16 protein-coding genes are annotated in these 25,955 nt (G+C 44.3%); 13 read left to right on the forward strand and 3 right to left on the reverse strand.

Annotation, left to right across the window (positions count from 1 at the left end):
* The first annotated feature begins 32 nt into the window (after positions 1-32).
* Positions 33-1,214 (forward strand): isochorismate synthase, encoded by a 1,182-nt coding sequence (locus tag AKG98_RS10900; protein ID WP_067045622.1) that lies wholly within the window; start codon positions 33-35, stop codon positions 1,212-1,214.
* Positions 1,192-2,835 (forward strand): (2,3-dihydroxybenzoyl)adenylate synthase, encoded by a 1,644-nt coding sequence (locus tag AKG98_RS10905; RefSeq protein ID WP_304438680.1) that lies wholly within the window; start codon positions 1,192-1,194, stop codon positions 2,833-2,835. Before AKG98_RS10900 ends, AKG98_RS10905 begins: the two co-directional genes overlap by 23 nt.
* Positions 2,836-2,943: 108 nt before the next feature.
* On the opposite strand, the gene AKG98_RS10910 is transcribed toward AKG98_RS10905, so the two are convergent.
* The gene (locus tag AKG98_RS10910) at positions 2,944-5,100 is read right to left on the reverse strand and encodes a condensation domain-containing protein (RefSeq protein ID WP_067045626.1); all 2,157 of its coding nucleotides are present in this window, start codon (positions 5,098-5,100) and stop codon (positions 2,944-2,946) included.
* A gap of 176 nt (positions 5,101-5,276) precedes the next feature.
* Between AKG98_RS10910 and AKG98_RS10915 the strand changes: the two genes are divergently transcribed.
* The 6 genes from AKG98_RS10915 (at position 5,277) to AKG98_RS10940 (ending at position 14,532) form a co-directional block, all read left to right on the forward strand.
* Positions 5,277-6,221: an ABC transporter permease gene (locus AKG98_RS10915; protein ID WP_067045628.1), complete on the forward strand. Its 945-nt coding sequence runs from the start codon at positions 5,277-5,279 to the stop codon at positions 6,219-6,221.
* Positions 6,218-7,177 carry an iron chelate uptake ABC transporter family permease subunit gene (locus AKG98_RS10920; RefSeq protein WP_067045630.1) on the forward strand — a complete coding sequence of 320 codons (960 nt, stop codon included), beginning with the start codon at positions 6,218-6,220 and terminating at the stop codon, positions 7,175-7,177. The genes AKG98_RS10915 and AKG98_RS10920 overlap by 4 nt, the downstream gene beginning before the upstream one ends.
* 35 nt (positions 7,178-7,212) lie before the next feature.
* Positions 7,213-8,181: a siderophore ABC transporter substrate-binding protein gene (locus AKG98_RS10925; RefSeq protein ID WP_067045632.1), complete on the forward strand. Its 969-nt coding sequence runs from the start codon at positions 7,213-7,215 to the stop codon at positions 8,179-8,181.
* Between the two features lie 349 nt (positions 8,182-8,530).
* Positions 8,531-10,453, forward strand: coding sequence for a TonB-dependent siderophore receptor (locus tag AKG98_RS10930; RefSeq protein ID WP_228140278.1), 1,923 nt, complete (start codon positions 8,531-8,533; stop codon positions 10,451-10,453).
* 125 nt (positions 10,454-10,578) lie between these two features.
* Entirely contained in the window at positions 10,579-13,749 is a 3,171-nt protein-coding gene (locus AKG98_RS10935; protein ID WP_067045635.1) for a non-ribosomal peptide synthetase, read from the forward strand.
* Positions 13,750-13,761: 12 nt separating this feature from the next.
* The gene (locus AKG98_RS10940; protein ID WP_067045637.1) at positions 13,762-14,532 is read left to right on the forward strand and encodes a thioesterase II family protein; all 771 of its coding nucleotides are present in this window, start codon (positions 13,762-13,764) and stop codon (positions 14,530-14,532) included.
* A gap of 55 nt (positions 14,533-14,587) precedes the next feature.
* On the opposite strand, the gene angU is transcribed toward AKG98_RS10940, so the two are convergent.
* Positions 14,588-15,910, reverse strand: coding sequence for an anguibactin biosynthesis histamine N-monooxygenase AngU (angU, locus tag AKG98_RS10945; RefSeq protein ID WP_067045639.1), 1,323 nt, complete (start codon positions 15,908-15,910; stop codon positions 14,588-14,590).
* Positions 15,911-16,011: 101 nt separating this feature from the next.
* The gene (locus tag AKG98_RS10950; RefSeq protein WP_067045641.1) at positions 16,012-18,888 is read right to left on the reverse strand and encodes a condensation domain-containing protein; all 2,877 of its coding nucleotides are present in this window, start codon (positions 18,886-18,888) and stop codon (positions 16,012-16,014) included.
* A gap of 240 nt (positions 18,889-19,128) precedes the next feature.
* Here AKG98_RS10950 and AKG98_RS10955 point away from each other — a divergent pair, with 240 nt between their 5' ends.
* From AKG98_RS10955 to AKG98_RS10975, 5 genes are all read left to right on the forward strand, one after another.
* Positions 19,129-19,452: a phosphopantetheine-binding protein gene (locus tag AKG98_RS10955; protein ID WP_157534117.1), complete on the forward strand. Its 324-nt coding sequence runs from the start codon at positions 19,129-19,131 to the stop codon at positions 19,450-19,452.
* Between the two features lie 101 nt (positions 19,453-19,553).
* Complete coding sequence (locus AKG98_RS10960; protein WP_067045643.1) at positions 19,554-20,714, forward strand: histidine decarboxylase; 1,161 nt, start codon at positions 19,554-19,556, stop codon at positions 20,712-20,714.
* Between the two features lie 159 nt (positions 20,715-20,873).
* Positions 20,874-22,484: an ABC transporter ATP-binding protein gene (locus AKG98_RS10965; protein ID WP_067045645.1), complete on the forward strand. Its 1,611-nt coding sequence runs from the start codon at positions 20,874-20,876 to the stop codon at positions 22,482-22,484.
* Positions 22,481-24,133 (forward strand): ABC transporter ATP-binding protein, encoded by a 1,653-nt coding sequence (locus AKG98_RS10970; protein WP_067045647.1) that lies wholly within the window; start codon positions 22,481-22,483, stop codon positions 24,131-24,133. The genes AKG98_RS10965 and AKG98_RS10970 overlap by 4 nt, the downstream gene beginning before the upstream one ends.
* A gap of 312 nt (positions 24,134-24,445) precedes the next feature.
* Positions 24,446-25,522, forward strand: a complete 1,077-nt coding sequence (locus AKG98_RS10975) for a 3-deoxy-7-phosphoheptulonate synthase (RefSeq protein ID WP_067045649.1) — start codon at positions 24,446-24,448, stop codon at positions 25,520-25,522.
* Positions 25,523-25,955: the final 433 nt, after the last annotated feature.

Raw genomic sequence — 25,955 nt, forward strand, 5'->3', positions numbered from 1 at the left:
ATAATATTAACTTTATATTAGAGGAAATTTTAATGAAGCGTAAAGTTGTCGGGTTTTCACATATGTCAGAAAAATTGATCGAAAAAGAGCTTGTCTCATCACCATTTTTCTTTGCCTCAGCAGATTCGTCGATGCTCGCCTCTGGGATTGAACAATCTTTTCGGCAGTCGATTCCATTTTCAGCACTGGCGGATAAGGCGAAGGAGATGCTTAAATCTGCAAAAATAGATGAGTGTGATAACCCGATTCTGTTTGGAGTAGTGCCATTTAATCAAGATTACCCGACGCAACTGATTATCCCTGAAACGTTGTATGTTTCTAGCAGCCCACGAGCGAAAAAAAAACCATTAGCAGTTCTTTCTAAGGCAAATGTGGTGTCTCAACCAACCGGTCATCACTACAAGCAAGGGGTTGCCAACCTTTTAGAAATGTTTAACCAGAACATACTATCGAAAGTCGTATTATCGCGAGCCGTTGAAGTGGCCACGGAACAGGAGATCAACCAGTCAGATCTATTACACAACTTACTGGCCATTAATTCGCGAGGCTATACTTTTGCCGCGAATCTGGAATCTGGCAGTAAGCTGATGGGAGCAAGTCCGGAGTTATTGATTGCTAAACGCGGCAGTCATATGATTTCTAACCCCTTAGCTGGTTCAAGGCCGAAGTCCCTTTCGGAAGCAGAAAACCTGACCGCGAAAGAGTCGCTCCTCAACACGGGTAAGGATCTTCATGAGCATGGTTTAGTGGTGGAAGAAGTAGAAAAAGTGATGAGTAAATACTGTCGCAACTTATATACCCCAATGGTTCCAAGCGTCATTGAAACTGAAAGCATGCTTCACTTGTCTACTGTTCTGGAAGGGCAAGCAGACCTGGATGATCTTAATGTGCTGCAAGTGGCCGCAGAATTACATCCCACCCCAGCTGTATGCGGGCACCCTAGACACTCGGCATATGAGGCGATAAAGCACCTCGAAACGTTTGAACGAGGCTACTTTACGGGCATGATCGGCTGGTGTGACTCTCGAGGCAATGGGCAGTGGGTGGTCACGATACGGTGTGCGGAAGTCAAGTCTAATCAAATGAAAATATTTGCCGGCGCAGGAATAGTCAGTGAATCGCAACCTCAGAGCGAGCTAGACGAAACCGGAGCAAAAATGAAAACCATATTATCCGCAGCTGGCATTCAATTTGACGAACAACTTACCGCTTAATGAGTTAATTATGCTTTATAACAACGATTTAATATTATGGCCTACAGCTCTAGAACAGCAATACAGAGAGCTTAATTACTGGCAGGGCAAAACACTTTTCGATTACTTGACTCACACTGTCAGGTCTTCTCCGCAGGCCACTGCAGTTATTTGTGGCAACCAGACACTGTCTTACGAGCAGCTAAGTCAGCGTAGCGCCAAGCTTGCACAAGGCTTTTCCGCACTCGGTCTATCCAAAGGTGATAATGTTGTCTTACAGATGACCAATGTCGCTGAGTTTTACGAATGCTTTTTTGCCTTGACCCAAAAAGGCATACGGCCAGTGCTCGCATTGCCTGCACACAGAGCCGCAGAGATTCAGTATTTTTGTCAGCATACTAACGCTAAGGCCTATATTATCGATGGGGATACCCAAACGTATAATTTTCAAAGGCTTGCTCTGGATGTTCTCGATGCCTGTCCTACTATTGAGCATGTTGTTGTTAAAGGAGATGCTAATAATCACCCTAAGTTTGTATCACTTAGTACTTGTTATCATCAAATCGCGGCAACTCAGAACGCTGATGCTGATGATATCGCTTTCTTTCAACTTTCCGGAGGAACTACAGGGACACCAAAGTTGATCCCGAGAACACACAATGACTACGCCTACAGCATTACCGCAAGCGTTGACATTTGCCAATTCGACCAATCCACTTGTTATCTTTGTGCCTTACCTGCTGCTCACAACTTCCCACTTAGTTCACCGGGTGCGCTAGGCGTTTTTTGGGCTGGGGGGACCGTCGTCCTAACACAGGATCCTGCACCTCAGAACGCATTTGATTTGATAGCGCGCCACAACGTAACGGTATCCGCACTAGTGCCTCCGTTAGCTCTGCTTTGGATGGGTTATGCCGAACATTCAGAACAGGATATCTCGAGCCTGTCGCTGGTTCAGGTGGGGGGGGCAAAGTTCAGTGAGGCTGCGGCACGAAGGCTGCCGAAAGCGCTGAATTGTAAATTGCAGCAGGTATTTGGTATGGCAGAAGGTTTAGTCAATTATACACGACTTGATGACACCGATGACGTTATATTTACTACTCAGGGCAGACCCATATCACCACTGGACGAACTGGTCGTTGTTGATGAACTGGGGCAACCGGTAACAGCAGGAGAAGAAGGCGTATTACTAACGCAAGGGCCATATACCATTCGTGGTTACTATAAAGCCCCTGAACACAATAACCGATCTTTTAATGCTCAGGGCTTTTATCGCACGGGCGATATTGTGAAAATAACAGCCGCTGGCAATATTATCGTTACCGGTCGGGACAAGGACCAAATCAACAGAGGTGGTGAAAAAATTGCCGCTGAAGAGGTTGAGAATCAAATGCTGTTATTTAATGGGGTTCATGATGCGGCACTTATCGCTATCCCTGACGACTACCTTGGCGAGCGAAGCTGCGCTGTTGTTGTTAATAAACCAGATACCAGTATTAAGCCATTAGAACTGAAACGTTTTTTGCGAAACTGCGGAATGGCTGACTACAAAATCCCGGACAAAGTTGTGTTTGTGGATCGCCTGCCTAAGACTTCGGTTGGCAAAGTAGACAAGAAAGCACTTCGCGAACAATTCTCCTGAAATACTAAACCAGATTGCATTTGCAATCTGGTATTGAATACGTTTTTACGAGAAACACCATGGCCAGTCTAAGAAGTTAAAACTTGGCCATGTTTTTAGTTGTTGTAACTACACCGTTTCGACTGTTGTCGATTCAAAGACTGACTCTGTTGTAAGCGCTTCTCTCATCGCTTGACCAATTTTGAAAACCTGATCTTTGTTATAGCGAGCCGTCTGATAAGTGACAATTAAACGCAACGTGCGTTGCTCGTCCACCACATTTTCCATAATTTCAAAATGCAGCCCGAACAAAGACTCTGTCTTTTTGGGCAAAATCTGCTGATACGAGACTTTGTTTCCTTGTGGTTTTTGCAATGAACCGTAAAGCGCGTTGTCTGCATGAATTTGCACATAAACATCAAACAGAAGGCCATTTTCAGCAGGGATTTCCAATTTTCGCTGAACAAGGTTAATTGGTACCGTCGCATGGTTCATACTATCATTGATAGTACCTGTGACATGTTCAATCAGATTACCAAAGGCTTGTTTAGGTTTAAAAACAACTCGGTGAGCGACCATCGTTGTGAAATACCCAACCGTATCATAATACTTAGGCTCATCACGACCAGAAGCTGATGTACCAATCACCAGTTCATCTAGGTTACCTAAGCGCTGCAACGCTTGCGCGATAGCCGAATAAACCACGCTAAAGGTTGACGAACTGTGCTTTCTTGCCAAGGCTGCTACCACGTTGTGAGCATTTGTGCCTAAATCTAACTCTATCCATTTTGCCTCAATTGAATTAGGCGTCGGGTTTGTGTCCTCCAATGATTTATCCTCTAGCAGTGTCAAACCTGGCGTTGCCTGTTGAAGATGATTAACCCAATAGTTCAAGTCTTCTTGGTGAGGTCCACGGCTCTGCTGAGCAACCGCATATTCATGAATTGTATTTGCTGGTTTGTCCCAAACTGGAGATTCTCCTTGAAGTCTAGCCATGTAAGCTTGAGACAATTCTGGCATTAATGTGTTGAGTGACCATTCATCAATGACCATATGGTGGATAAGGAATGACAATGTTTGTTGCTTCGTGTCTTTGTCTTTGAAGAAGCGTATTCGCAGTGGTAACTCTCTCGACAAATCAAAAACATAAGCAGCTTCAGATTCTAGACTGGCTTCACCCGTGTCTTCACTACTCCAAAACCAGAGATAGTCACCAAGCTGTGTTTCATCAATTACTTGTTGCTGCACCTGACTATTGTGGTACACAAAAAGTGTTCTTAACCCAATATGTCTTAATAACAGATCGGTAAAAGCTTGCTTGAAAACGTTCTCATCGACTTCACCGTCAAAACGAATTGCAAAAGGCAAGTTAAATATTGCTCCCATCCCTGTTGCAACGTGTGAATCCCATAGAAATGATTGTGCCATCGACAGTGGAAATTTATCGTCAATCATGGGGTTATTTGAGTTAATATTTCCCCCCAGTTCTGCTGATTTTACCACTGCATTGGTATTTTTTACCGAGGCACATTTAGCTAAATCTTGTGCGGTTGGACTCTTAAAGAAGTCATTGAAGCTAATTTCGATATTATGCGCGTTCACCAAATTGCCAATGATCCGTGTAGCCAAAAGTGAATGTCCACCAATTTCAAAAAAGTCATCATCTAACTCAACATCTGGATCATCGAGGCTTTCTTTGAATGCATTTAATATTGTGTCGGCAATTTTATCGATAGAATCGCTGACTTCAGCTGTGTTAACCCCCACTATTTCAGCAGCGTTCAAAATCAGGTTTTCTCCTTCCTGATTGAATAATTGATAGTTGCTTGAAAGCTGAGCACTTAATGTTTCCTTGTTTATTATCTCGTTTAATATTGGGTGCTGACCTAAACAAAGATATAAATCTTCCTCTGTTTGTAGCAAAGTGGCAAAAAATGGGGCCTGAGATTCAGACTCCCAATTTCGCTTCTGTAAGGCTTCGACAAGACCACTAAGCGCAGCGCGCTCTGTTTTTTTTATCTCTAACGCTGGGAAGTAATTAGATATGATCTGTTTTTCTAATTCATAGCTCTCAGTGAAACAATAGCGTAAATTTAACTGTGCATCTTCCATAACAAACTTATGGATTGCCTTTTCAAGATATTCAATTTCACACCTATTATCCAGAGTATAAAATGCTAAAACCCACTCCATACTGTGCGGTTTTTGTAATTGTTGCATCCATATTTTTTCTTCATATTCACTGATTGGCAATAGGTTTTTTTTTTCAGTTTGTTGGTTAGACATAATAATCCTGACTCTTCGTTGAACATTTTAATTTTTTCTGTAGCGCTAACTTATTAAAATGCGTATGAATTTATTTACAATTTGTTGATAATGGTGTTACGATTGATTATCATTTAGATTGGCTGTCGGGGTCAAGTAAATCATTTAGTTAATAGTAAAGTAGAGATTCAGTAGTAATGAGGTTACGCGTATTTGGTTTTTTTTCGTCCCTGTGTTTTATTTCGATATTTGTTGGTGCGAGACAAATAGATTGGACGCTTCTTATCACATTGAATGAACAAGCTTGGCTGCCAATCACGGCCAGTCGCTTACCTCGGCTGGCAGCTTTAATACTGACTGGCGCTGGATTAGCAATGAGTGGCGTTATACTCCAACACATTGTGAGAAACCGCTTCGTAGAACCTGGAACCACGGGAGGACTGGATGCGGCCAAACTCGGGATTTTAGTTTCTATGGTGCTCCTCCCTTCTTCAGACAAGCTCGATCGAATGTTTTTTGCCGTGATCTTTTGTTTCGCTGCAAGCTTAATTTATATCGCTATCATTCGAAAAATAAAATTCAGTAACACAGCATTAGTACCCGTTATTGGGCTCATGTTTGGCGGTATGCTAAGTGCATTGGCTGAATTTTATGCCTATCAAAATAACATGTTACAAAGTATGCAAGGATGGTTAATAGGTGACTTTTCTAAGGTGGTGGAAGGACACTATGAGATCATATTTTTAATTTTACCCATCACCTTGCTGACTTATTTTTTTGCTCACCGATTCACCTTGATGGGGATGGGTGAAGACATGGCTGCAAATTTGGGTATCAATTATACGGTAACCGCGGCACTTGGCCTTGTTCTCGTTGCCATTACCGTTGCTGTTACCGTAGTGACTGTCGGCGCTATTCATTTTGTCGGTTTAGTTGTCCCGAACATCGTGGCACTTAGGTATGGCGATAATTTGCAAAAAACGCTGCCAATCGTGGCACTGGGTGGCGCTTCGTTACTGATATTTTGTGACATCATCAGTCGACTGGTGATCTTTCCTTTCGAAGTGCCTATTGGCCTGACTGCTAGCGGTATCGGTGGGGTTATGTTCCTCGCCTTGATTATCAAAAGGAGTCGTGCATGAGAGCCACCAACACGACTTTTATGTTCACGATGGCTACTACCGTGGTTTTACTGCTGTCCGTCGCCTTTATATTTGTCGGTTCCGGGTTTGATTTTGATTACATCATCCCTAAAAGATTGGCAAAGCTAGCGGCCATATTTATTGGCGGAAGCTGTGTTGCGACCGCCGCCATCACCTTTCAAACCTTGGCTGGAAATCGGGTCCTGACCCCTTCCATTATGGGGTACGAATCTATTTATCTCGTTTTTCAGGCTCTATTGTTACTTTTTCTCGGCACCGGAGGCATCGCAATGCTAGGCGTCGTGGGTAATTTTTTTGCCTCTATGATTTTGATTTTATTATATTCGTTGGCAATTCAATATTGGGTGCTACAAAAGTTCCAGCGAGACATGTACCAAGTCTTGCTGATCGGCTTTGTCCTTACAATGGTGTTGACCACGTTGGCACAATTTATTCAGTTAAGGATTAGTCCGGGCGAGTTTTCAGTCTTCCAAGGGTTGAGTTATGCCTCTTTTGACAGAGCAACTCTGGCCACCTTACTTTGCGCTGCGGGTACATTGGCCGCCATCGCGATCATGGCTAAAAAATGCATTCGCGAACTTGATGTTGTCGGATTGGGCCGCGATCAAGCCATGTCACTTGGACTTAATGATGCCAATTACATCCCCAAATATTTTGCTCTAATTGCCATTTTAGTGGCCGTTTCCATAAGCTTAATTGGGCCAACTGCATTTATGGGTATCTTTGTCGCTAACATCGCATATTCACTCGCAGGAACGAGTCAGCATCGAGTGACACTGCCGATTGGTTGCGCTGTTGCCATCATCGTATTCATAGGTGCTCAACTCATCGTTGAACACCTATTCAATTACAAAACAACCGTTACCATACTCGTTAATATCCTATGCGGAGGATATTTCCTAGCCACGACGATGCGTGCACGAAGCCAATTGTAAATTAACACTCCACCCACAATAAGAGGACATTATTAATGTTAACGAGAACCCTTAGTCTGGCTATCGCGCTGGCTTGCAGTACGCTTGTGACCCTAACAGGTTGTGAACAACAAACGACTCAGCCTTCAATTACTCAGGTGTTAGAAACTCCCATTGTCATTGAGCACAATCTAGGGCAAACCGTGATTTCACATCGCCCACAACGAGTTGCGGCGCTGGATATGAATGAAGTGGACTTCTTAGATCAACTCGGCGTGCCCATCGCTGGCATGGTTAAAGACTTTGTGCCTCACTTTTTGGCTAAATATAAAAACGATGACAATGTGCTAGATCTCGGATCCATCGTGCAGCCAAATATGGAAAAAATATACGCCCTCAAACCTGACCTGATATTAATGACTCCGCTTCATGCTAACCAGTATCAAGCGCTTTCTGAACTTGCTCCCACGCTACACTTTGATGTGGATTTTAGAAACAGCCAAAGTAATCACCTTGAGGTTATCAAGCAGCATTTATTGGATCTTGGCGAAATTTTTGACAAGCAAGCATTAGCGCAGCAAAAAGTGGCTGAAATTGATGCCAAGGTCGAGCAAGTGCTTGCGGTTACGTCTGATCGTCCTGAAACCGCTTTAGTGGTAATGCACAACAATGGCTCATTCAGTTCATTTGGTCTTGAGTCTCGCTACGGTTTTGTATTCGATGTTTTGGGGGTCAAACCCGCCAGCACAGAAATTGCAACCAGCCTCCATGGTCAGCCAGTTTCGAGCGAGTTCATCAACCAAGCGGATCCCGATATTCTTTATATCATCGATCGCACCGCGGTAATGGAAGGCATACCTAACATCGATGTTGAACGTTTGGCTAATCCACTCTTGCGCCAAACTAAAGCGTGGAAAAATGGCAAGGTGATCTTGGTTGACGCGGATGCTTGGTATATCACAGCAGCAAGTGTGACTTCATTGAAAATCGTGATCGATGACATTATCAAAGGTTACCAAAGCTAGCTCATCTTATTTTCTAACCGGTTAGGCTTATACCGCCCAATTCAAAAGTAATTATTACTCATTTTTAATAAAATTAAGGAAAGGTACGACAATGACCCATTACTGCCCACGGACGGAGGCTTCCGTCCTATCGGTTTCATGCGCTCTGTCTAAAATGCCTAGAGCAACAAAAATTGCGCTACTCGTTGGTCTCCAATTCGGCTTGGCTGCACTGCCTATTGGTATCACACATGCGGAAGAACAAGTCACGTCAGGAACCACGACTGTGCATGGCGAAGCCGATGAAACCTTTGCATCGGGTCAAATTTCAATTAATGGCAGAATGGGGATGTTGGGTGACAAAGATTTGATGGAGACGCCCTTTAACACCATCAGCTATACCGAGAAACAGATTGCGGATCAACATGCTCAGGATATATCTGATGTTATTTCTGCATCCGACCCATCTGTATTTACCAGTGGTGTCACCGGGGAAAACATTGAAAGTATCACCATCCGAGGGTTTAATACTGATATTGGCGATACCATGTTTAATGGCTTGTATGGTATTGCTCCATACTATCGCAGTACCCCGGAGATGTATCAGAGCATCGACGTACTAAAAGGCCCTTCCTCGCTACTTAATGGCATGTCGCCCAATGGTTCGGTAGGCGGTTCAATTAACCTGAAGCCAAAACGAGCGGGAAATACCCCCAACACCTCACTCTCCGGCACTTATATGTCAGAATCCCAGTACGGTGTCCACGGGGATATCGGTCGCAGGTTTGGTGATAACGAACAATTTGGTATCCGCGTAAACGGCATGTTAAGAGATGGCGACAGCGCTATCGATGGGCAAGACAAACAAGCTCAAATGGTCTCGTTAGGCTTTGATTGGCGCGGTGACAATGCATTGCTAGAAACTGACTTTTACATGAGTGAAGAACACGTGAACGGGCCAACTCGAGGTGTGACGATCGCTTCCGGGGTTGATGTTCCGCCGCCACCAGATGCTGACACTTTACTTAACCCTGACTGGTCATTTAACGATGAAAAAGATAAGGGGATGATGATCCGCGGTGAGTTGAACATCAACGAACACATAACCACGTATGCAGCTGCCGGGGCGAGTCGTACTGAATTCGAATCTAACGCTGTTAGGACAGGAAAAATTATCAACAATGCTGGCGATCTAGAAACGACGCTTGGGTACGTAGACTTGAATCTTAAGCGCTATTCCGGCGAGGTAGGAATAAGAACTAATTTTGAAACTGGGTCAATCGGGCATGAACTGGTGATTAACTCCACCTATTATCGAGAAGATAAAGAGGATGCTGTCGCTGGTAATCGCACACCAGAGCCTTGGGTTACCAATATTTATAATCCGGTATGGGGTCCAAGCAACAGTAATTATGAAGCATCATTTCTGATGACTACGGATGCAACATTAGTCAGTTACGGTATTGCTGACACGCTTTCGTTCGCCGATGATGCCCTTCAGATCACGTTGGGGATTCGCCAGCAAAATGTTGATTATGAATTCACCGTATTTTCGACAGAAAAACTGAATGAAAGTGCGTATACGCCCGCGGCCGCCATACTATACAAGTTGTCGCCGTCCGCTTCTCTGTATGCTAACTATGCTGAAGGTCTGACTAATGGTAAGTCAGCCCCTCGTGGGACAGCTAATATGGGTGAGTCATTTTCGCCACAAAAAACCAAGCAATCAGAGGCTGGTATCAAGCTTAAATTTGACGACTTTTCTCATACTGTGAGTATGTATGAAACCAAGCAACCGAATAGCTATACCGATCCAGACACAACCGTATATTCCTTTGGCGGTGAGCAACGAAACCGAGGTATTGAATGGGGCTTCTATGGCACCATACTCGAAAATTACTCACTGACAGGTGGTCTTGCTTATGTCGATGCGGAAATTACCAAGTCGACAAAATCAGAAGAAGAAGGGAAAAAAGCGACCAGCGTACCAGAGTTTCAAGCTAAATTGGCATTGGAGTGGAACGTCCCAGTCCTTCGTGAGCTGACTTTGATCGGCCAAACTAACTACATGTCCAAGCAATACATTGATAAAAACAATGCGAGGTCCTTACCGGGGCAAACCATTTTTGATGTTGGTGCGCGATACGAATCTGCAATCGCGGATCAAAAAGTCACGTGGAGACTCGCGGTTAAAAACGTCGCTAATAAAGCATATTGGACAAGTACACACTATACCCAAATGGGACTGGGCGCACCACGCACAGTCATGCTTTCCGCCACGGTAGATTTTTAACGTTAGCCCCTTTCACAAGCCATTAACCACAAGTTAATGGCTTAACTACTGCACAATTTATATTCTAGCACCGAGTTTTAAACATTAACGCTAGAATAATTAAATTAAAAAATGAGAACGACATCATGACCCCATCCGATGCTCAATCCGTTGAGAACACCACAACCTTAGAGCTAACACCAAGACAAGCTTGGCACTTATCCAACCAAGGGAAATGGCCTGATAACCACTCCCCTTCTAATCTTTTTTATCAAGAATTCAATGGCGAAAATATTAATGTCACGAAGCTAGAATGTTATATTACTATTTTAGTACAGCGTCATCCTATGCTAAATTCGTTATTCACGGACGACTTGTACCTACAGATAAAAAGTGATAGCCAACCCTACAGACTGCCTATATACGATTTACACTCTTACTCAGAAATGGCCTCTGCTGAGCATTTAGCTCGTACCCGAGCGACACTTACTCAATCAAAATCAAAGCACCCTTTTGAAGTGCACCTTTCCTTGTTACCAGAAAATAAATACCGGTTGCATATTCGGTTTACTAGCATCGCCATTGACCACACAAGCGCCAACCTATTTTTCAAAGAACTATGTCAGCTTCAACGCGGATTGCCTATCCCCCAGTTGGAAGCACATTCCCAAGTATTAGATGCGCTCATAAAGCACACTCAAATTCAGCAAGAAAAAATAGCACTAAACACACTCTTTTGGGAAAAACAGTTACTCCACTTACCCTGTTCGCCCAATCTGCCACTCAAATGTGAACCAGATAAAGCTAGAGGCTCCAATTTCAAACGACGATCAGCAACCATTACTGGCACTGAATGGAAACAGTTCCAATCCATTGCCAAGCTGTATCAAGTGCGCTCTGATATCGCACTAGCCAGCATATTCAGTGTAGTATTGTCGCGTTGGAGCAATCAAAAAGACATGCTCATACGTTTTGATCTCAACGAGCGTGATAGCCAAAATCCAAATGTAGAGCATCTTATTGGTGACTTCACTCAACCGCTACTTGTTGGCCTGAATGGTTTTGGCTCAAACTTCCAATCCATAGCCAAAGACAATCAGGAAAAATTTGACATCTCTTACCCATTCAGACAAGTCTCTATCTTTGACCTTGTTCGACACTTACGTAGCATATCGGAAGAACACCGTTATACAGCTACTGTATCCTTCTCTAGCCAACTAGACCAAGATCACCACGGCAAACGGGTTAGAACTACATTGGGCACATCAGGCTGGGGATGCACTCAATCACCGACAACTTGGCTTTCGCTCCATGCTTTCGTCTCAGGGGGTAATATCGTCTTGCAATGGGATAGCCAGGATGACCTCTTCCCTGACAACATGATCGATGACATGTTCACAACATATACCAAGTTAGTCACTGATTTCTGCCAATCGACCAGCTTGTGGAACCAAGCCCTGCCCGATTTATTGCCTGGTGAACAGCAAAGTGTGCGGAAAAAACTCAATGATTCTGGTGACACTCTTCTCCAAAATGGCTTACTCCACGACAGATTTTGGCTACGTGCTGAGCAGTCACCATTTGCTCCAGCAGTCATCTATGGTAGTCGCACACTGGACTACCAAACGCTCGCCAATCAAGCTCGTCGTTGCGCTGGCACGTTAGCCTCCATGGGGGTTATGCCCGGCGACCGTGTGGCAGTGAGTATGAACAAAGGCATTGGCCAAATAGTATCTGTTTTTGGAATACTGTTCGCGGGTGCTGTCTACGTGCCTGTTTCGCTTGATCAGCCGAAAGAAAGGCGTGAACTAATCTACCGAGAGGCAGGTATTTACATCGTTCTCACAGAGGAAAACTGCTCTCAAAACACCGACGTCGAAAATGCTCAACGGACTTCTTCAAGTTTCACTTACTTAGACTGGCTGTATGCAAGTCAAGGTCAACCTATGCCGAAGGCTCAGCTTGTCGAGCCAACTCAACCTGCTTACATCATTTATACCTCGGGATCCACTGGCACGCCTAAAGGTGTCGTGATTTCACACCAAGGCGCCCTAAACACTTGCGTAGCATTGAATAAGCGTTACACCGTAAATTCCGATGATCGAGTGCTCGCTCTTTCTGCTCTGCATTTTGACTTATCGGTCTACGATATTTTCGGACTATTATCGGCTGGGGGCGCTATCGTGTTAGTTGATGAATCGCAGCGCCGTGATCCGAGAGCTTGGAGTGAGGCCATTGAGACTCATCAAGTCACTATGTGGAACAGTGTACCAGCTCTGTTTGATATGCTTTTGACCTATTCAAGCAGTTTCAAATCCAACGCCCCATCCAAACTGCGTTTAACGATGCTCTCTGGCGACTGGATTGGTTTAGATTTACCTCCGCGATATCGCGAATTTCGTGAAAATGGCCAATTCATTGCAATGGGTGGTGCCACTGAAGCGTCGATTTGGTCCAATATTTTTGATGTTCAAGACGTCAAGCCTCATTGGCGATCTATCCCATATGGTTACCCTCTACCAAGACAACAATATCGCGTGGTTGATGACTTCGGTCGCGATTGCCCCGACTGGGTAGCTGGTGAGCTGTGGATTGGCGGTGATGGTGTCGCACTCGGATATTTTAACGATCCTGAGAAAACAGCTGCACAATTTATTCGTATTGATGGTCAACCTTGGTATCGCACTGGTGATATGGGATGTTACTGGCCAGATGGTAACCTTGAGTTTTTGGGGCGCAGAGATAAACAAGTGAAAATAGGCGGCTACCGCATCGAATTGGGAGAGATTGAGGCCGCCCTAAATAATATCCCTAATGTACAACGGGCTATCACCATGGCCGTCGGCAATAAAGACAAAACGCTGGCAGCATTTATCGTCGGGGAGGCAGCATCACTCGACGCCGAACAAGTTAACCGCTCTTTGATTCAGCAGTTACCGGCTTACATGGTTCCCAAACGTTTATTTTTCTTGGAAACATTACCGCTTACAGCCAATGGTAAAGTGGATCTTAAAGCGCTAGCGCAATTGGCGACGAGCAAGAGGAGGAGAAAAACAAAAAAAGCAGACAAATCACTTGATACGAATAGTGAACTCGTACTCAAAAGTATATGGGCCGATATTTTGGATACTGCTGACTTGAATAAAGCCAGTCATTTCTTTCAGCTTGGTGGGGATGAATACTCCGCTATCAAGGTTATCAGGCAATGTCATCAATTGGATTACCCGATCAATATATCGACGCTATACAGCCATCCATCTCTAGAGGCGCTGGCCTTGGTTTTAGACCAAAGCCGACTTCTGACCTCAACACCCTAAAGAGACTCAACTATGAGCAACCTCATCACACTCAGTGCCCCCTCAGGGGGGCAGCCTTACTATACGCACTTTGTTTTGTGCCCTTTTGCTGGAGGCGGAATAAGCGCATTCAGAACGTGGCGAAAGCTTGATTTAGCGGATAGTAAAGTGTCCTTAATGGTCTATCCTGGAAGAGGCTTTAGAATCGATGAACCTAAGGCTAACGACATTCATACACTTGCCAAAGATGTTATTCAGACGCTGATTGACAGTGGTGAACCGATGAAAGATGTTGTTCTCATCGGCCATAGTATGGGTGCTCAAATCACTTATGAGGCATGCAAATATCTTGTTAGCCAAGGCACCCCCCCTAAAGGACTGGTTATTTCAGGCTGCCAAGCACCACACATAAAAAGTCGACGAGCTATCAGTCATTGCGATGACAGAAGCTTTGTTGAACAGCTTGTTACCATCGGAGGTTGCGATCCAGATTTCGGACAACAACCAGAGTGGTGGCCCGCTTTTTTGCCCACATTGAGAGCCGATTTTGAAGCAACTGAGCGTTATGTCTTCAAGTCAAAACCAAAGACCAACGAGTTAATTAAAGTACCCACACTTTTAGTGTCAGGACACAACGATGAAGAAGCGTACTTCGAAGAGGTCAACCAATGGGAGTACTGGTTGAGTTGCGTTGTCGACCATAAAACGCTTTCAGGCGACCACTTCTACATCACCTCAAACCCACAACAGTTTATGGCATGCTTGGCCCTGTTTCATACGAGTGAAATGAGGCGGATTGTATAAACAAAAAAGGCCATCATTGCTTGATGGCCGCAGTTTGTCCTTTTAGATAAAACCATTACGCACGAGGCGCACCATAGCTTTGGAAAGCTGATTTCTCCGGTAAACGGTAGGCCACTTTATCCAATATCTGATTAATGATGGAAGCATTACGATACGCACCTAAACCGAGATCTGGGGTCCCAACGCCGTGTTGGAAAATCTCTGCATTTTGAATAAACACGCGCCCTACACCTTGATCGCAACGCTGCGCAATAAAGTTCTCTTCAACAATACAATCACCATGCTCATCCGTTTCTAACACTGAATTCTTTAGATTTTCAAACCAACTTGGCCACTGGTGAGTGTAGCCGGTAGCAACGACGATCGCTTCTGTACGTAGAGTAAAAGATTGTTCTTGTTGTGTATGGAAGCACTCTATCTCGATGACATTGGTCTCATTTTCAAAAGCAAGTTTATTCACCTGGCTATTGGAATACAAGTTGAGTCCCGGTTCACGGCCACCAATCGAGCGTTCATATAGCAAATCAAAAACCTCGGTAATAGTGTAATCACTGATGCCTTTGTAAAGTAACCCTTGTCCTTTAACGACCGTTCTACGCTTTTCGCGAGGAAGGGTATGGAAATACTGCATGTACGCGGGCGTGAAGCATTCTTGTCCTAGCTTAGACGCTTCCATCGGGTGGAAACCTCCAGAACGCGTTACCCAGTTTATTGTTGCCCCTGCGTCGATTTGTTCAGGGGTCAGATCGCGGTAAAGATTCAACACACACTCTGCAGCGCTTTGGCCAGAACCGATCACTGTTACGCTGTTACAACGCGCCAATTTTTCTCGCATATGGGTGAATTCGGCGGAGTGCTTGACCAGTGGATGGTTCATGTGTTCCGCCCAATCCGGTAGCCAAGGCACCGTGCCTACCCCGATAGCGATATCGTGACTATAACGAGTACGATTTTCTCCAGACTTCAGCTCACTGTTAATCACAAAACGTTCTTGATCTGTTTGATACTGAATGTCTATAACGGTTTCTCCGTAAGCACAGTTCTTAAGTTGTTTTGAAGCCCATTGACAATAGTGGTTATATTCACTTCTTGGGACGAGAAAGTTTTCGTAGTAATAAAACTGGTAAAGCCGATCGTGATGCTTAAGGTAATTTAAGTAGCTCAGGGGATGACAAGGATCCGCCATCGTAACGAGATCCGCTAAAAAAGGGACTTGTAGTGTCGCGCCGGGTAACAGCATCCCGTTGTGCCAACTAAATTCTGGCTTACGCTCTACAAACTCAGCATCCAATTCAGGGTGATGAGAAACCAAGGCCGCCAAGCCTAAGTTAAACGGTCCAATACCGATGCCGACGATGTTCTTTGTCTTGGTGTGCATTCTTCGTCCTCCTAGGGTAATAAAAGTACTTCTAAAGTGATGGGTAGAAGTATAATGTCTTGTTTTGATTGAATATTTTTAAACCGTTAAGAAAGCTGTCGTTACTCACTGAATACTAGCGAATCGTCAAGTAAGGCCGCTACTTCACTCGCGTCACTGCAACTAATAAGCCGCATCATAGGCAGTTCAACTGAAAATTCAGATAACAGCTCAGCGCTTATCTGTTTAAGGTGGGTAGGCCGCAAACCAAGTTGCGTAAATGCTGTTTTTTCATCAACGTGGTCTTTCGGTTCAACACCCAACACCTTACAATAAATGGCAAAAATTGTGCGTTTAGTCGAGTCAATGGGCGTTGACTCGACTACTGGTGCAATGTCTTTAAACAACATCACTCGAGACTCAGCCTTGGCAAGGGCATCTTCGGGTGGTGACGTAAACGTTTTTGTCTCCGCCATATGAGTCATTACAATATCGATTCGTTCAAGTAACTTTTCAACCAAGTGCTCAGATACCGCATCAATGGCATAATCAATACTGAACATCACCGAACCATTGGCTTGCGCTACAAAACGCACATCCATCGCCACTTGAGGTGTTTGAGTCAGGCCGCGACACAAGGTCATCGGGGCACTCTTGCTCAGAGTCGGCCAAGACAAACCACTGGTCACTACAATAGGTAAAGTGGGGGCTGGTCCATATTTATCGAACAGTATTCTTGCTAAGTCTACGCCTGAGAACGCGAGGTGCTCAAGCCCTTCGAAAGTATCTGATTGAAGCTGCTTTGCACGGTCAATAAACGGCTGTTGGTTGGCGTTCCATTGCAGCGCGATAAAGGTTGACTGACTCGCGTAAGTACTACTGTGAAGTGGTAGCACAGGCACCGCGACACACAATTTTCGGTCTTCAACATGGTGGGAAAGTACTTCCATCACCGTTGCCATTATGACCGTGTTTTTAAACAAATTCTGCTCTCCACCGACTCGACATAGCTGTCGCATTGTATCTTTGTTTATTTCGAGACTCTGGCGCTGATAGCGCGAACTTGATATAGATTCTAATGGTTGATGCCAAGGAAATTGCATCAACCCAGTGACGTGAGTGAGTTTTTCGAGCCAGTAACGCTTAGCCTTCGCTCTTAGTTCTTTCAAATTACTGCCATCTGAAGTTATTTCGATGTTCGGAAGATAAGGCGCTTGGCCTTCAAAGAGTTCAACCATGAGGGAGGCAATTGACCTTGCATCCAAAATTAAGGCATCAAAACGAGCAAAAACATGCAAAAGACCATTGCCAAGAGAGAATAGGGTGATATCCCACAATGGCTGCTCAAGCTCGAAAATATGGTGGCTATATGCGTAGCGGCGTCGGCTGAGTTCAGATTCAATGTTATCTGGTGGTATTTGGCTTAAATCAACATGACTTACATTTACTTGCGGGCAATGACTGGTGCGCAGTTTTAATGTTTTACTATCAACAAAAGTTCGTAAACAAGGATACTTCACCACCATTTTAGACAAGCGTAGGCGTACTATCTCTGGCGACAAAGAGCCTCGGTATTCAAGCTGTTCCTGCATTGCTACGCCGCCAAGCGGCATCTGCGTTGTTCTTCCCAATAAGTAAGCACGCTGCATCGCGGTCAAATCGGTCGTTAGACTCTCTTCGCAGATAAGGCGTGACTGCAGTTTATCCAAGGGTGATGACAACAATTTAGGCGCTTCAATTACCGCCTTAGTTAGTGCTACAAAGTGTTCAAATACCGCCGATACCCATTCTTTTGGCAGTGCTTCGTGACGCACATCCCAATTGATCATTATACCGCCATCAATACTCACCACTTGTGAGTCTAATGCCACTTGTGAGCCTTGAGATATAGTCCAATTCATCCGGCCAAACTGTTTGTGTACTCGAGGCGAAAATAAGTCACCACTTGGCAAATCGATGGCCGATGTAAATACAATGGGCGCTAATTGTGCAGTGCCATGGTGGAGAGACAGATCGCGCATCACGTTAACGCCTGCATAACTGCTGTGAGACAACAGTGACGTCATTTTCGTCGCTATCTGGCGGCAGAAATCAATCAATGTAGGAGCCCCGTGCATTTCAATATTTAGCACGACAAAATTGACGAAGTCTCCCACTATACGTTCTGTCCCTTCGCAAATAGGTGGGCGCCAGAAGGTGGGTACACTTAATCTAAACTCGCGGTCTCCCGTTGCTTTCCCCAGCGCTCTGGCAAATAAACCCAGCATTAAATTTGATGGTGTGATGGCATGTTGTCGAGCAAGCGCGATCAAACCACTGCGTTGTTCTGCGTCTAACCAAGCTGAGTAATGATGACTTTCTACTTTGGATTGCATTGTGTCTAGAAACGGCAACGAAGGCGCTGGGGCGATCTGAGTGAGGCGTGATTTCCACCAAGTTCGGTCCGCCTTGCGTTGTAATTTTAGTTGTGGATCCGATTTTTCCATATCGTGCCAAGAGAAAAATGTGGGTTTGGACGGAAGTGCTGAAACTGTGCCCTCGTAAAACGTAGCTAAATCTTCAATCAAAAGTCGGCAGCTATCTGGGTCGATGGCGATCATATCGGTATCAATATGGAAACGAAAAGCATTATCGGGCAACAAGCTGATAGAGAACCTGGCCGCTTTCCCCTGCTTTAAATCGAGTGCCTGATGTGCCCACTCTTGTCGCTTAAGTGTCAGTTGCTGTTTTACAGCCTCACGAGGTAGTGATGTAAAATCATCAATTTCTAACACAGATAGGCTGGGTTTCTCGGCAATTGAAGGATTACCTGCGCGATCAATTTTTAGCCGCAACATTTCGTGAGTAAGAAAAAGCTTATCTAACGCTGCGCGCAGTTTTTCAAGGTTGATGCTTTCCCCATCAAACTCACTATAAAGATGTGATGCCACGCCTCCAAGCTTGGCATTCACTTCGCGCCCAAACCAACATGCAGCTTGCATTGGCGTTAATCCACTCATTATATTCTCACTTTGTTGACAATGTTAACGTTAGGCGTCATTATTTTGCAAATGCGAATGATTTTCAATAACTTTTTGAAAAGATTTTTGTTATTATTTTTTATCTATCAAATAGATATAAAAAAACAGCGTAAAAACTAGCTCAGAATAGCCGATTTTCATCTAGCCTTTGGCATGAATAAAAGGCGATGTAATGCTATTTATGCGTAGCGGTAAAATAGGATCTTAAGGAATAAAGCGATGCCACTACCGAAGAATATAAGCGACCCGATGCCAAGAGAAGCCTTGTTTATAAACACAACGGATAGGCAATTTGAGTCTGAACCTGGACTAAGTTATCAATGGCTTTACGATAAAGTCCAAGCTTTGATTGAAGATTATGAACTCGATCCAGAAGAAAATTTACTTATTTATGGGCTCGATTCCTTAAGAATGATGCGACTGGCCTCTGAATTTAACAAACTGGGTATAAGAGTCACCTTTGAAGAGCTAGGCCATGAACCCACGGTAGTAAACTGGTGGGCACTATTGCAGAAAAAACAAAAAGCCATATTCATCGGCTAATTCAAAAGCATAAATTAAAAAATCAAACCTGCTCAATGAAAGTTACCGCGAATCACGCGTGCGCTTTCATCGGAATAGATCATATATGTATAGGAAATATAATGAAATTATCTAATGTGGATCGAAATCGCATTGAAGAATTTTGGCTTTATTGCAAGGAGAACCAATATTTTAATGTCGGTTATCCTGAATCTGCTGATTTTGATTATTCCTTCCTAGAGAAGTTCCTCGAATTCTCCCTCAACAACTGTGGAGATTGGAGCCAGGAAAGTAACTATAAGCTCAATACTTTTGAATTCGAAAGAGAAGTCATGACTTTCTTTTTTGAATTATTCAAAATACATAGTGAAGACAGCTGGGGGTATATTTCTAATGGTGGAACCGAAGGGAACATGTTCTCATGCTACCTAGCACGAGAGTTATTCCCTACCGGAAAAATATATTATTCAGAAGAGGCTCACTATTCCGTGGATAAGATTGTGAGGATGCTGAATATGCATGGCCAGAAAATTCCATCGTTAGAAAACGGTGAAATAGACTACCGTCAGCTCTCTTCACAGATTGAACAAGACCAAGAAGCTCACCCCATCATTTTTGCTAACATCGGTACCACTATGCGGGGGGCTGTTGATAATATTAAACGTATTCAAGATGATATTAAACAGTTGGGGATCAAGCGTGAGGACTATTATATTCACGCTGATGCCGCGCTTAGCGGTATGATTATGCCCTTTGTGGACAATCCAGATCCCTACTCATTTGAGGATGGTATCGACTCTATCAGCGTTTCTGGACATAAAATGATTGGCTCCCCTATCCCATGCGGGATCGTGATCGCTAAACGTGAAAACGTGGAAAAGATTTCTGTAGAGGTGGATTATATATCTTCCAAAGATCAAACCATAAGTGGTTCAAGAAATGGCCACAACGCCTTGTTTATGTGGGCTGCGATAAAGAGCCTCTCGATCGACGATTGGAAAAAGAAAGTAAACAACTGCTTAGAAATTGCTCAGTATACTGTTGAGAGACTTCAAGCTGTCGGTATTGATGCTCGTCGAAATGAAAATGCCAATACCGTATTTTTCCCATGCCCTTCAGAATCCGTTTGGAGAAAATACTCATTAGCTAATTCTGGCAATACTGCGCATATCATTGTCATGCCCCATTACGATAAAAATACAAAAATAGATTCGCTCATCGAAGATATTATTTTCGACTTGAAACCTGATTATTACATCCAAAGAGCCAGTGGTGAGAACTAGTAAGTCAGTAATTTTCGGTTGGTCAGTAATATAAATAACCAATTAAACGTGTCACCACCAAATGGAATAAGCTTAATATGAAATCTAGTGAGAGCCTTATATGCTTAAAATATCAATCCCACTCCTCTCCCTCCACTTCAATAAGTGGAGGGAGATAGCATGATAAATAAAATCAGCCAACACTATCTCACTGCTGCGCTCATGCCTGCTTTACAACCAGCCATCGCCAAACTCACGCTGGGCACTATTGCTGAAGTGCTTGCTGCACTCGCAAAAATAGGCGCACTACTGTGTTTAATTCAACTGGTTGACGATCCCTCTAGTAAATGGGTTTACAGTGCTATCGGCCTTTGGATCGTTAGTGCTGCAGTCTCTTCATTAGCGTCTTGGTGGGTGCATGAAGCTGAAGCCAAATTTTCCTCTCAGGTGCGCCGTCAAGTGGCTCAGCATCTCGCTAGGTTGCCAAGTAAAACAGTTTCTCGATATGGTGAAAATCAGCTTCGCCGGTTGGCTTCGGAGGACATTAATACGCTGCACCATATGGTTGCTCACTTACCGTCTGAATTTGTCACGTTCATATTGGTGCCATTAGCATCCATCCTCATCATGTTGAGCTTGGCTGGGCCAATTGCGCTTTTGGCCCTCATTCCTGGTCTTCTAGCTTCACTTTATTATCTGGTGTTTCTACCCAAGTATGCGGCCAAACATGGCGCTGAACGCATGAACATTATGGGTGACATTGTCACTGCAGTGAACGATTACACAAGGGGCATCCGAGTCAACCGTATTTATGGTACTCAATCGGGCGCCATTGCGGATTATCGACATGCCACGCAACGTTTTACCGACGGTATCGTAAAGTGGGTGAATAATGTCGCTCTCGCTGCTGCGGTTGCTATCGCTCTGCTACAAGCGGTTGCCACTTTAGCTATCGCTTACACGATTTCCTATCAGTTAAGCCCCGCTGCCATGGCTTCGGTTTTCTTTTTTGGCCTTGCCATTGTGACACCGGTGCTAAAGTTGGGTCATGGCTTAGATTATGTGACGGCAGGTAAAAATGCTGCCAAACACATCGGCGACTTTTTACAAGAAAGCACCATCGCTTCAGGCCAAGTCAAACGAGAGAGCAAATCAGACTCGTTACACGCCGAAAATATCAATGTCGTTACCGATCAAAACACGATCATCAACGGCCTTTCTCATTCTTTTATTCCCGGTTCTTGTTCGGCTATTATGGGCCCGAGTGGCGTCGGGAAAAGTACATTGTTACGTATCTTATCCGGTTACGAACAGCCTTCATCAGGGACCGTTACCCTAGGTTATGATGATATATCAGACCTTGATGAAGTATCGCGACATAATGCCATACGCTACGTCCCCCAAAACACTGGCGTGTTGAAAGCAACGGTGCGAGAGAATCTGCAATTGGCAACACCTGATGCCACCGACGAGACGCTCTGCGATGCACTGAATCAAGCTCAGTTGATGGTCGATCTTACCGCGAACGCAGCCTCTCTCTCTGGCGGAGAACAACAACGCATTGCGCTTGCTAATGTGTTCTTAAGTAACGCCAACATCATCTTACTTGACGAGCCTACTAGCGCTCTTGATAAGGAGACCGCGTTAGTTGTGATGAAAAACCTGTGTGCACTGGCTCATCAACAAGGTAAAACTATTATTGTGGTGACTCATGATACAGACCTCGCTCAGCAAACAGATTTTACGCTGACATTAACTCGAAACGCTGAAAAAAAGGACGAAGAAGTATGACGACGAACAACACTAATTCCGCCAGAAAACCACTGCCAGAACAGGTAAAACGTCGGTTGTACCTTGTTGGCACTGGCTGGGTATTGGTTGCCGTACTGGAAGCTGCTGCCTATATTGTTTTGGCCCTAGCCATCGTTGAACAGCAAACACCTATGTATGTTTTGGCAGCTGCGGGTGCCGCCATCTTGGCGACCGTAATCGTTACACGCTCTGGTTTTTTGTCCGGCGCGAAACTTACTGGTGATCTCTATTCAGCGCTCGGTAATGCACTTAGCCAAGCAAAGCTATCTTGGTTTACCGAGCATCACAGAACGCAAACAACTCACTTGGCTGAGCGTGGCATTCCTGGTTTCATGAGCATACCTGCTCACCAACTGCAAACCTTCTTACACGCACCACTCCTACCTTTATTCCTCGTGGGTGGAATTGGTCTAGTCGGGGGCGTAACCATAGCTACGCTGAGTGCAGTATTACTCGCAGGCGCGTTATTCATTCAATATAAAGCGCAATTAGCACTGATCCATACCGATAGTGAGCGACACAGCGCAGATGTGAATACCACCAAGTACACACTTGAACTGATCGACCACCTCGATCTACTGCGCGCGACCGCCGGTCCAAAGCGGGCGATTGAGCGAATTGAAACAAGTTGGACTAAGCAGGAAAAAATTCATAAAAGCATCAACCGTTCGGCATCTAAAACCACATTTTTATCGACGCTCGCGACAATTCTACCGTTGGCTGGTATGGCGAGTTACTTGGTTGTCTCCGGCACAACAGAGCCACTATTGATCTTATCGCTTTTGATACTCATCACTAGAGCAGCAGCACCTTTGGGCGAGTTAGCATTCGCTGGATTTGCGATTAATGATGTGCGCGCGGCGATTAAGGACTATATGCAGTTAACCACGGTTCCTAGCTTGCCAGAGCCTAAACCAGAAAATGCTCAGCAGCCCAATCATCACCAATTGCAGCTGCATAATGTTGGCTTATCAGACATTTTCATTGGTGCAAACGCAGACATTATAGAAGGCGCGAAAGTCGTGATTAATGGACCAAGTGGCGGTGGGAAAAGTACCCTGTTAGGTTTGCTGATGCGATTTGATGACCCTACGCAAGGTCGAATTACCCTAGGTGGTGTCGATATAAAACAAATCCGTTACGACGTGCTCACTCAATATTTTTCTTACGTTGCACAAGATCCTATCGTTTTCACTGGGACTTTGGCTGACAACATCCGCTTAGGTAAACCCGATGCGAGCGATGAAGAAATCGAGCGATGTGCAAGGGATGCTCAGTTAAGTGAGGTGATAGATCGCTCTGAATTCGGGATCCATCAACTTGTCGGGCAAAAAGGTGAAGCGTTATCCGGTGGTGAGGGACAAAGGTTGGCCATAGCGCGCGCTCTCATCAAGCAAGCACCTATACTCATTTTTGACGAAGCCACTTCGGCACTTGATGATGCCACCGAGAGACTTATTGCAGAACATATTCATTCGCTAAAAACGACGGTCATTGTGGTAACACATAGGGAACCAAGTATCTGGCAACCGACAATGGAATTTAATATACAAAATCAAACCGTCACCCATCGGATTCACAGTGCTAAGCCCAACGCAAGAAAGGCGATTGCAGAAACATCAGCATAGTTGCGATGTTTTGCCACAAGCACTTGTGGCCATACTGAATAGCCTCGACCATTCGAGGCTATTTTTATTTTTTCGCGATTCACAGCCATTTTCTTAATATCATTACTATGCTCTATCAGTGCCTAAAATACTTGGCAATTTATACACGCTGTACATCACACGTAATTGAATAAAGCAGACCACTTTTTACCATGTAAGGTATTGACAAATAATGCGCATTATTACATCATAGCGCCCTTAATTGGTAATGATAACTATTTCGATTTAGATGTTTATTGTTTATTGTTTAGTGTGACTTTACGGATAGTGTCCATGAAAATGTTAGAAAATATCATAAACGCATCATCAGTGATGTTGTTGCCTAGTCTTGAATCCATTCAGAGCGAAACTAGCTTGAATGAGAAGCTTCAGCAATTTATCGAACAACAAAGAACAGAAATTAAAAGTATACTTTTAGGCGAAGACTCTCGGCTATTAGTGATCATCGGCCCATGCTCAATACATGACCCTTACGCTGCAATCGAGTACGCAACTCGATTAGCCAAGGTGCAAAAACAGTACTTCGGAACCTTAAAGCTGGTGATGCGTACTTACTTTGAAAAGCCGCGTACGAGAGGTGGTTGGAAAGGTTTTATCGCCACGCCAGAGCTAAACGGTGAGTTTAACTTTCTCCAGGGGGTGACTCGCAGCAGGCAACTGATGAAATCAATTCTAGAGCTCGGGGTTCCAATCGCCACTGAGTTTTTAGACACTAACATAGCTCCCTACATTGCTGATATGGTTTGCTGGGGTGCTATAGGAGCGCGTACAACAGAGTCTCAACCTCATCGTCAATTGGCTTCAGGACTTCATTGCCCCATCGGCTTTAAAAATGGAACAGATGGAAATATCGCCATCGCCATTGATGCTATACACGCTGCAAAAGATCGCCACCTTGTGCTTGCACAAAGCGAGAACAACCAAACGTTTGCTGTAGAAACGCAAGGCAACGATCACTGCCATATCATTTTACGAGGCGGCGCAACACCAAACTATTCAAGTCGTGACGTGAATAGCGCAGCCTACCATCTTAAATATAGTCACCTGACTTCTCGATTAGTGGTAGATTGCAGTCATGGAAACAGCGGGAAAATAGCTAAAAACCAACTTTCTGTTGCCAACAATATAGCCGAACAAATTACGTCGGGTGAGACGAGCATTGCTGGTGTAATGTGTGAAAGTTTTTTACTCGGTGGCAACCAGAAGATAAATTTGGGTGCGCTTAATTACGGGCAATCGATTACCGATGAATGTTTGTGCTGGGATGACACATTAGTCTTTCTTGAATGCTTGAGTCAAGCTATAGAATATCGACATTCAAAGGCGAAAAAGCAAGTTGAGATTGCATAAAATGTTGCACCGCTATCGACTGTGTTTACAACGAATGAGCGGGTCATAATACTTATTTAATTAAACGATCAACTCGATCCTTCATGTGGCAGGATCATAAAATGATTAACAAATATTTCAGTTTTGTTGTAAGATAGTTTGATTGGTTACTGACTGAAGAAGTTGGTGCTAGACAAAATTTAGATAGAAAAAAACCCTGTAAAAAAAGGTCTACTTTGGCGAGCCGACTTTTGATACAGGGCATTTCATAAATCTTAGGATAATTATATGTGTTTAATTACAATTTATCAACCTCTCCGACGCCGAATAAGCACAGCTATGATTGCTTAATCGTCTAAGCCTTAGTTATAACGACATCAGTGTTAAAGTAAGAACTGATATTTATAACGCACTGCCAAACAAACCATACTGTTCAAATTCAAAACGTTATACG

The sequence above is a fragment of the Moritella sp. JT01 genome, from assembly GCF_001574435.1.
Taxonomy (GTDB): Bacteria; Pseudomonadota; Gammaproteobacteria; order Enterobacterales; family Moritellaceae; genus Moritella.

What these genes read in the sequence shown, in the direction of transcription:
- AKG98_RS10900 (WP_067045622.1), top strand. Translation starts at nt 33, where the DNA reads ATGAAGCGTAAAGTTGTCGGGTTTTCACATATGTCAGAAAAATTGATC.
- AKG98_RS10910 (WP_067045626.1), bottom strand. Translation starts at nt 5,100, where the DNA reads ATGTCTAACCAACAAACTGAAAAAAAAAACCTATTGCCAATCAGTGAA.
- AKG98_RS10915 (WP_067045628.1), top strand. Translation starts at nt 5,277, where the DNA reads ATGAGGTTACGCGTATTTGGTTTTTTTTCGTCCCTGTGTTTTATTTCG.
- AKG98_RS10920 (WP_067045630.1), top strand. Translation starts at nt 6,218, where the DNA reads ATGAGAGCCACCAACACGACTTTTATGTTCACGATGGCTACTACCGTG.
- AKG98_RS10925 (WP_067045632.1), top strand. Translation starts at nt 7,213, where the DNA reads ATGTTAACGAGAACCCTTAGTCTGGCTATCGCGCTGGCTTGCAGTACG.
- AKG98_RS10930 (WP_228140278.1), top strand. Translation starts at nt 8,531, where the DNA reads ATGGAGACGCCCTTTAACACCATCAGCTATACCGAGAAACAGATTGCG.
- AKG98_RS10935 (WP_067045635.1), top strand. Translation starts at nt 10,579, where the DNA reads ATGACCCCATCCGATGCTCAATCCGTTGAGAACACCACAACCTTAGAG.
- AKG98_RS10940 (WP_067045637.1), top strand. Translation starts at nt 13,762, where the DNA reads ATGAGCAACCTCATCACACTCAGTGCCCCCTCAGGGGGGCAGCCTTAC.
- angU (WP_067045639.1), bottom strand. Translation starts at nt 15,910, where the DNA reads ATGCACACCAAGACAAAGAACATCGTCGGCATCGGTATTGGACCGTTT.
- AKG98_RS10950 (WP_067045641.1), bottom strand. Translation starts at nt 18,888, where the DNA reads ATGAGTGGATTAACGCCAATGCAAGCTGCATGTTGGTTTGGGCGCGAA.
- AKG98_RS10955 (WP_157534117.1), top strand. Translation starts at nt 19,129, where the DNA reads ATGCCACTACCGAAGAATATAAGCGACCCGATGCCAAGAGAAGCCTTG.
- AKG98_RS10960 (WP_067045643.1), top strand. Translation starts at nt 19,554, where the DNA reads ATGAAATTATCTAATGTGGATCGAAATCGCATTGAAGAATTTTGGCTT.
- AKG98_RS10965 (WP_067045645.1), top strand. Translation starts at nt 20,874, where the DNA reads ATGATAAATAAAATCAGCCAACACTATCTCACTGCTGCGCTCATGCCT.
- AKG98_RS10970 (WP_067045647.1), top strand. Translation starts at nt 22,481, where the DNA reads ATGACGACGAACAACACTAATTCCGCCAGAAAACCACTGCCAGAACAG.
- AKG98_RS10975 (WP_067045649.1), top strand. Translation starts at nt 24,446, where the DNA reads ATGAAAATGTTAGAAAATATCATAAACGCATCATCAGTGATGTTGTTG.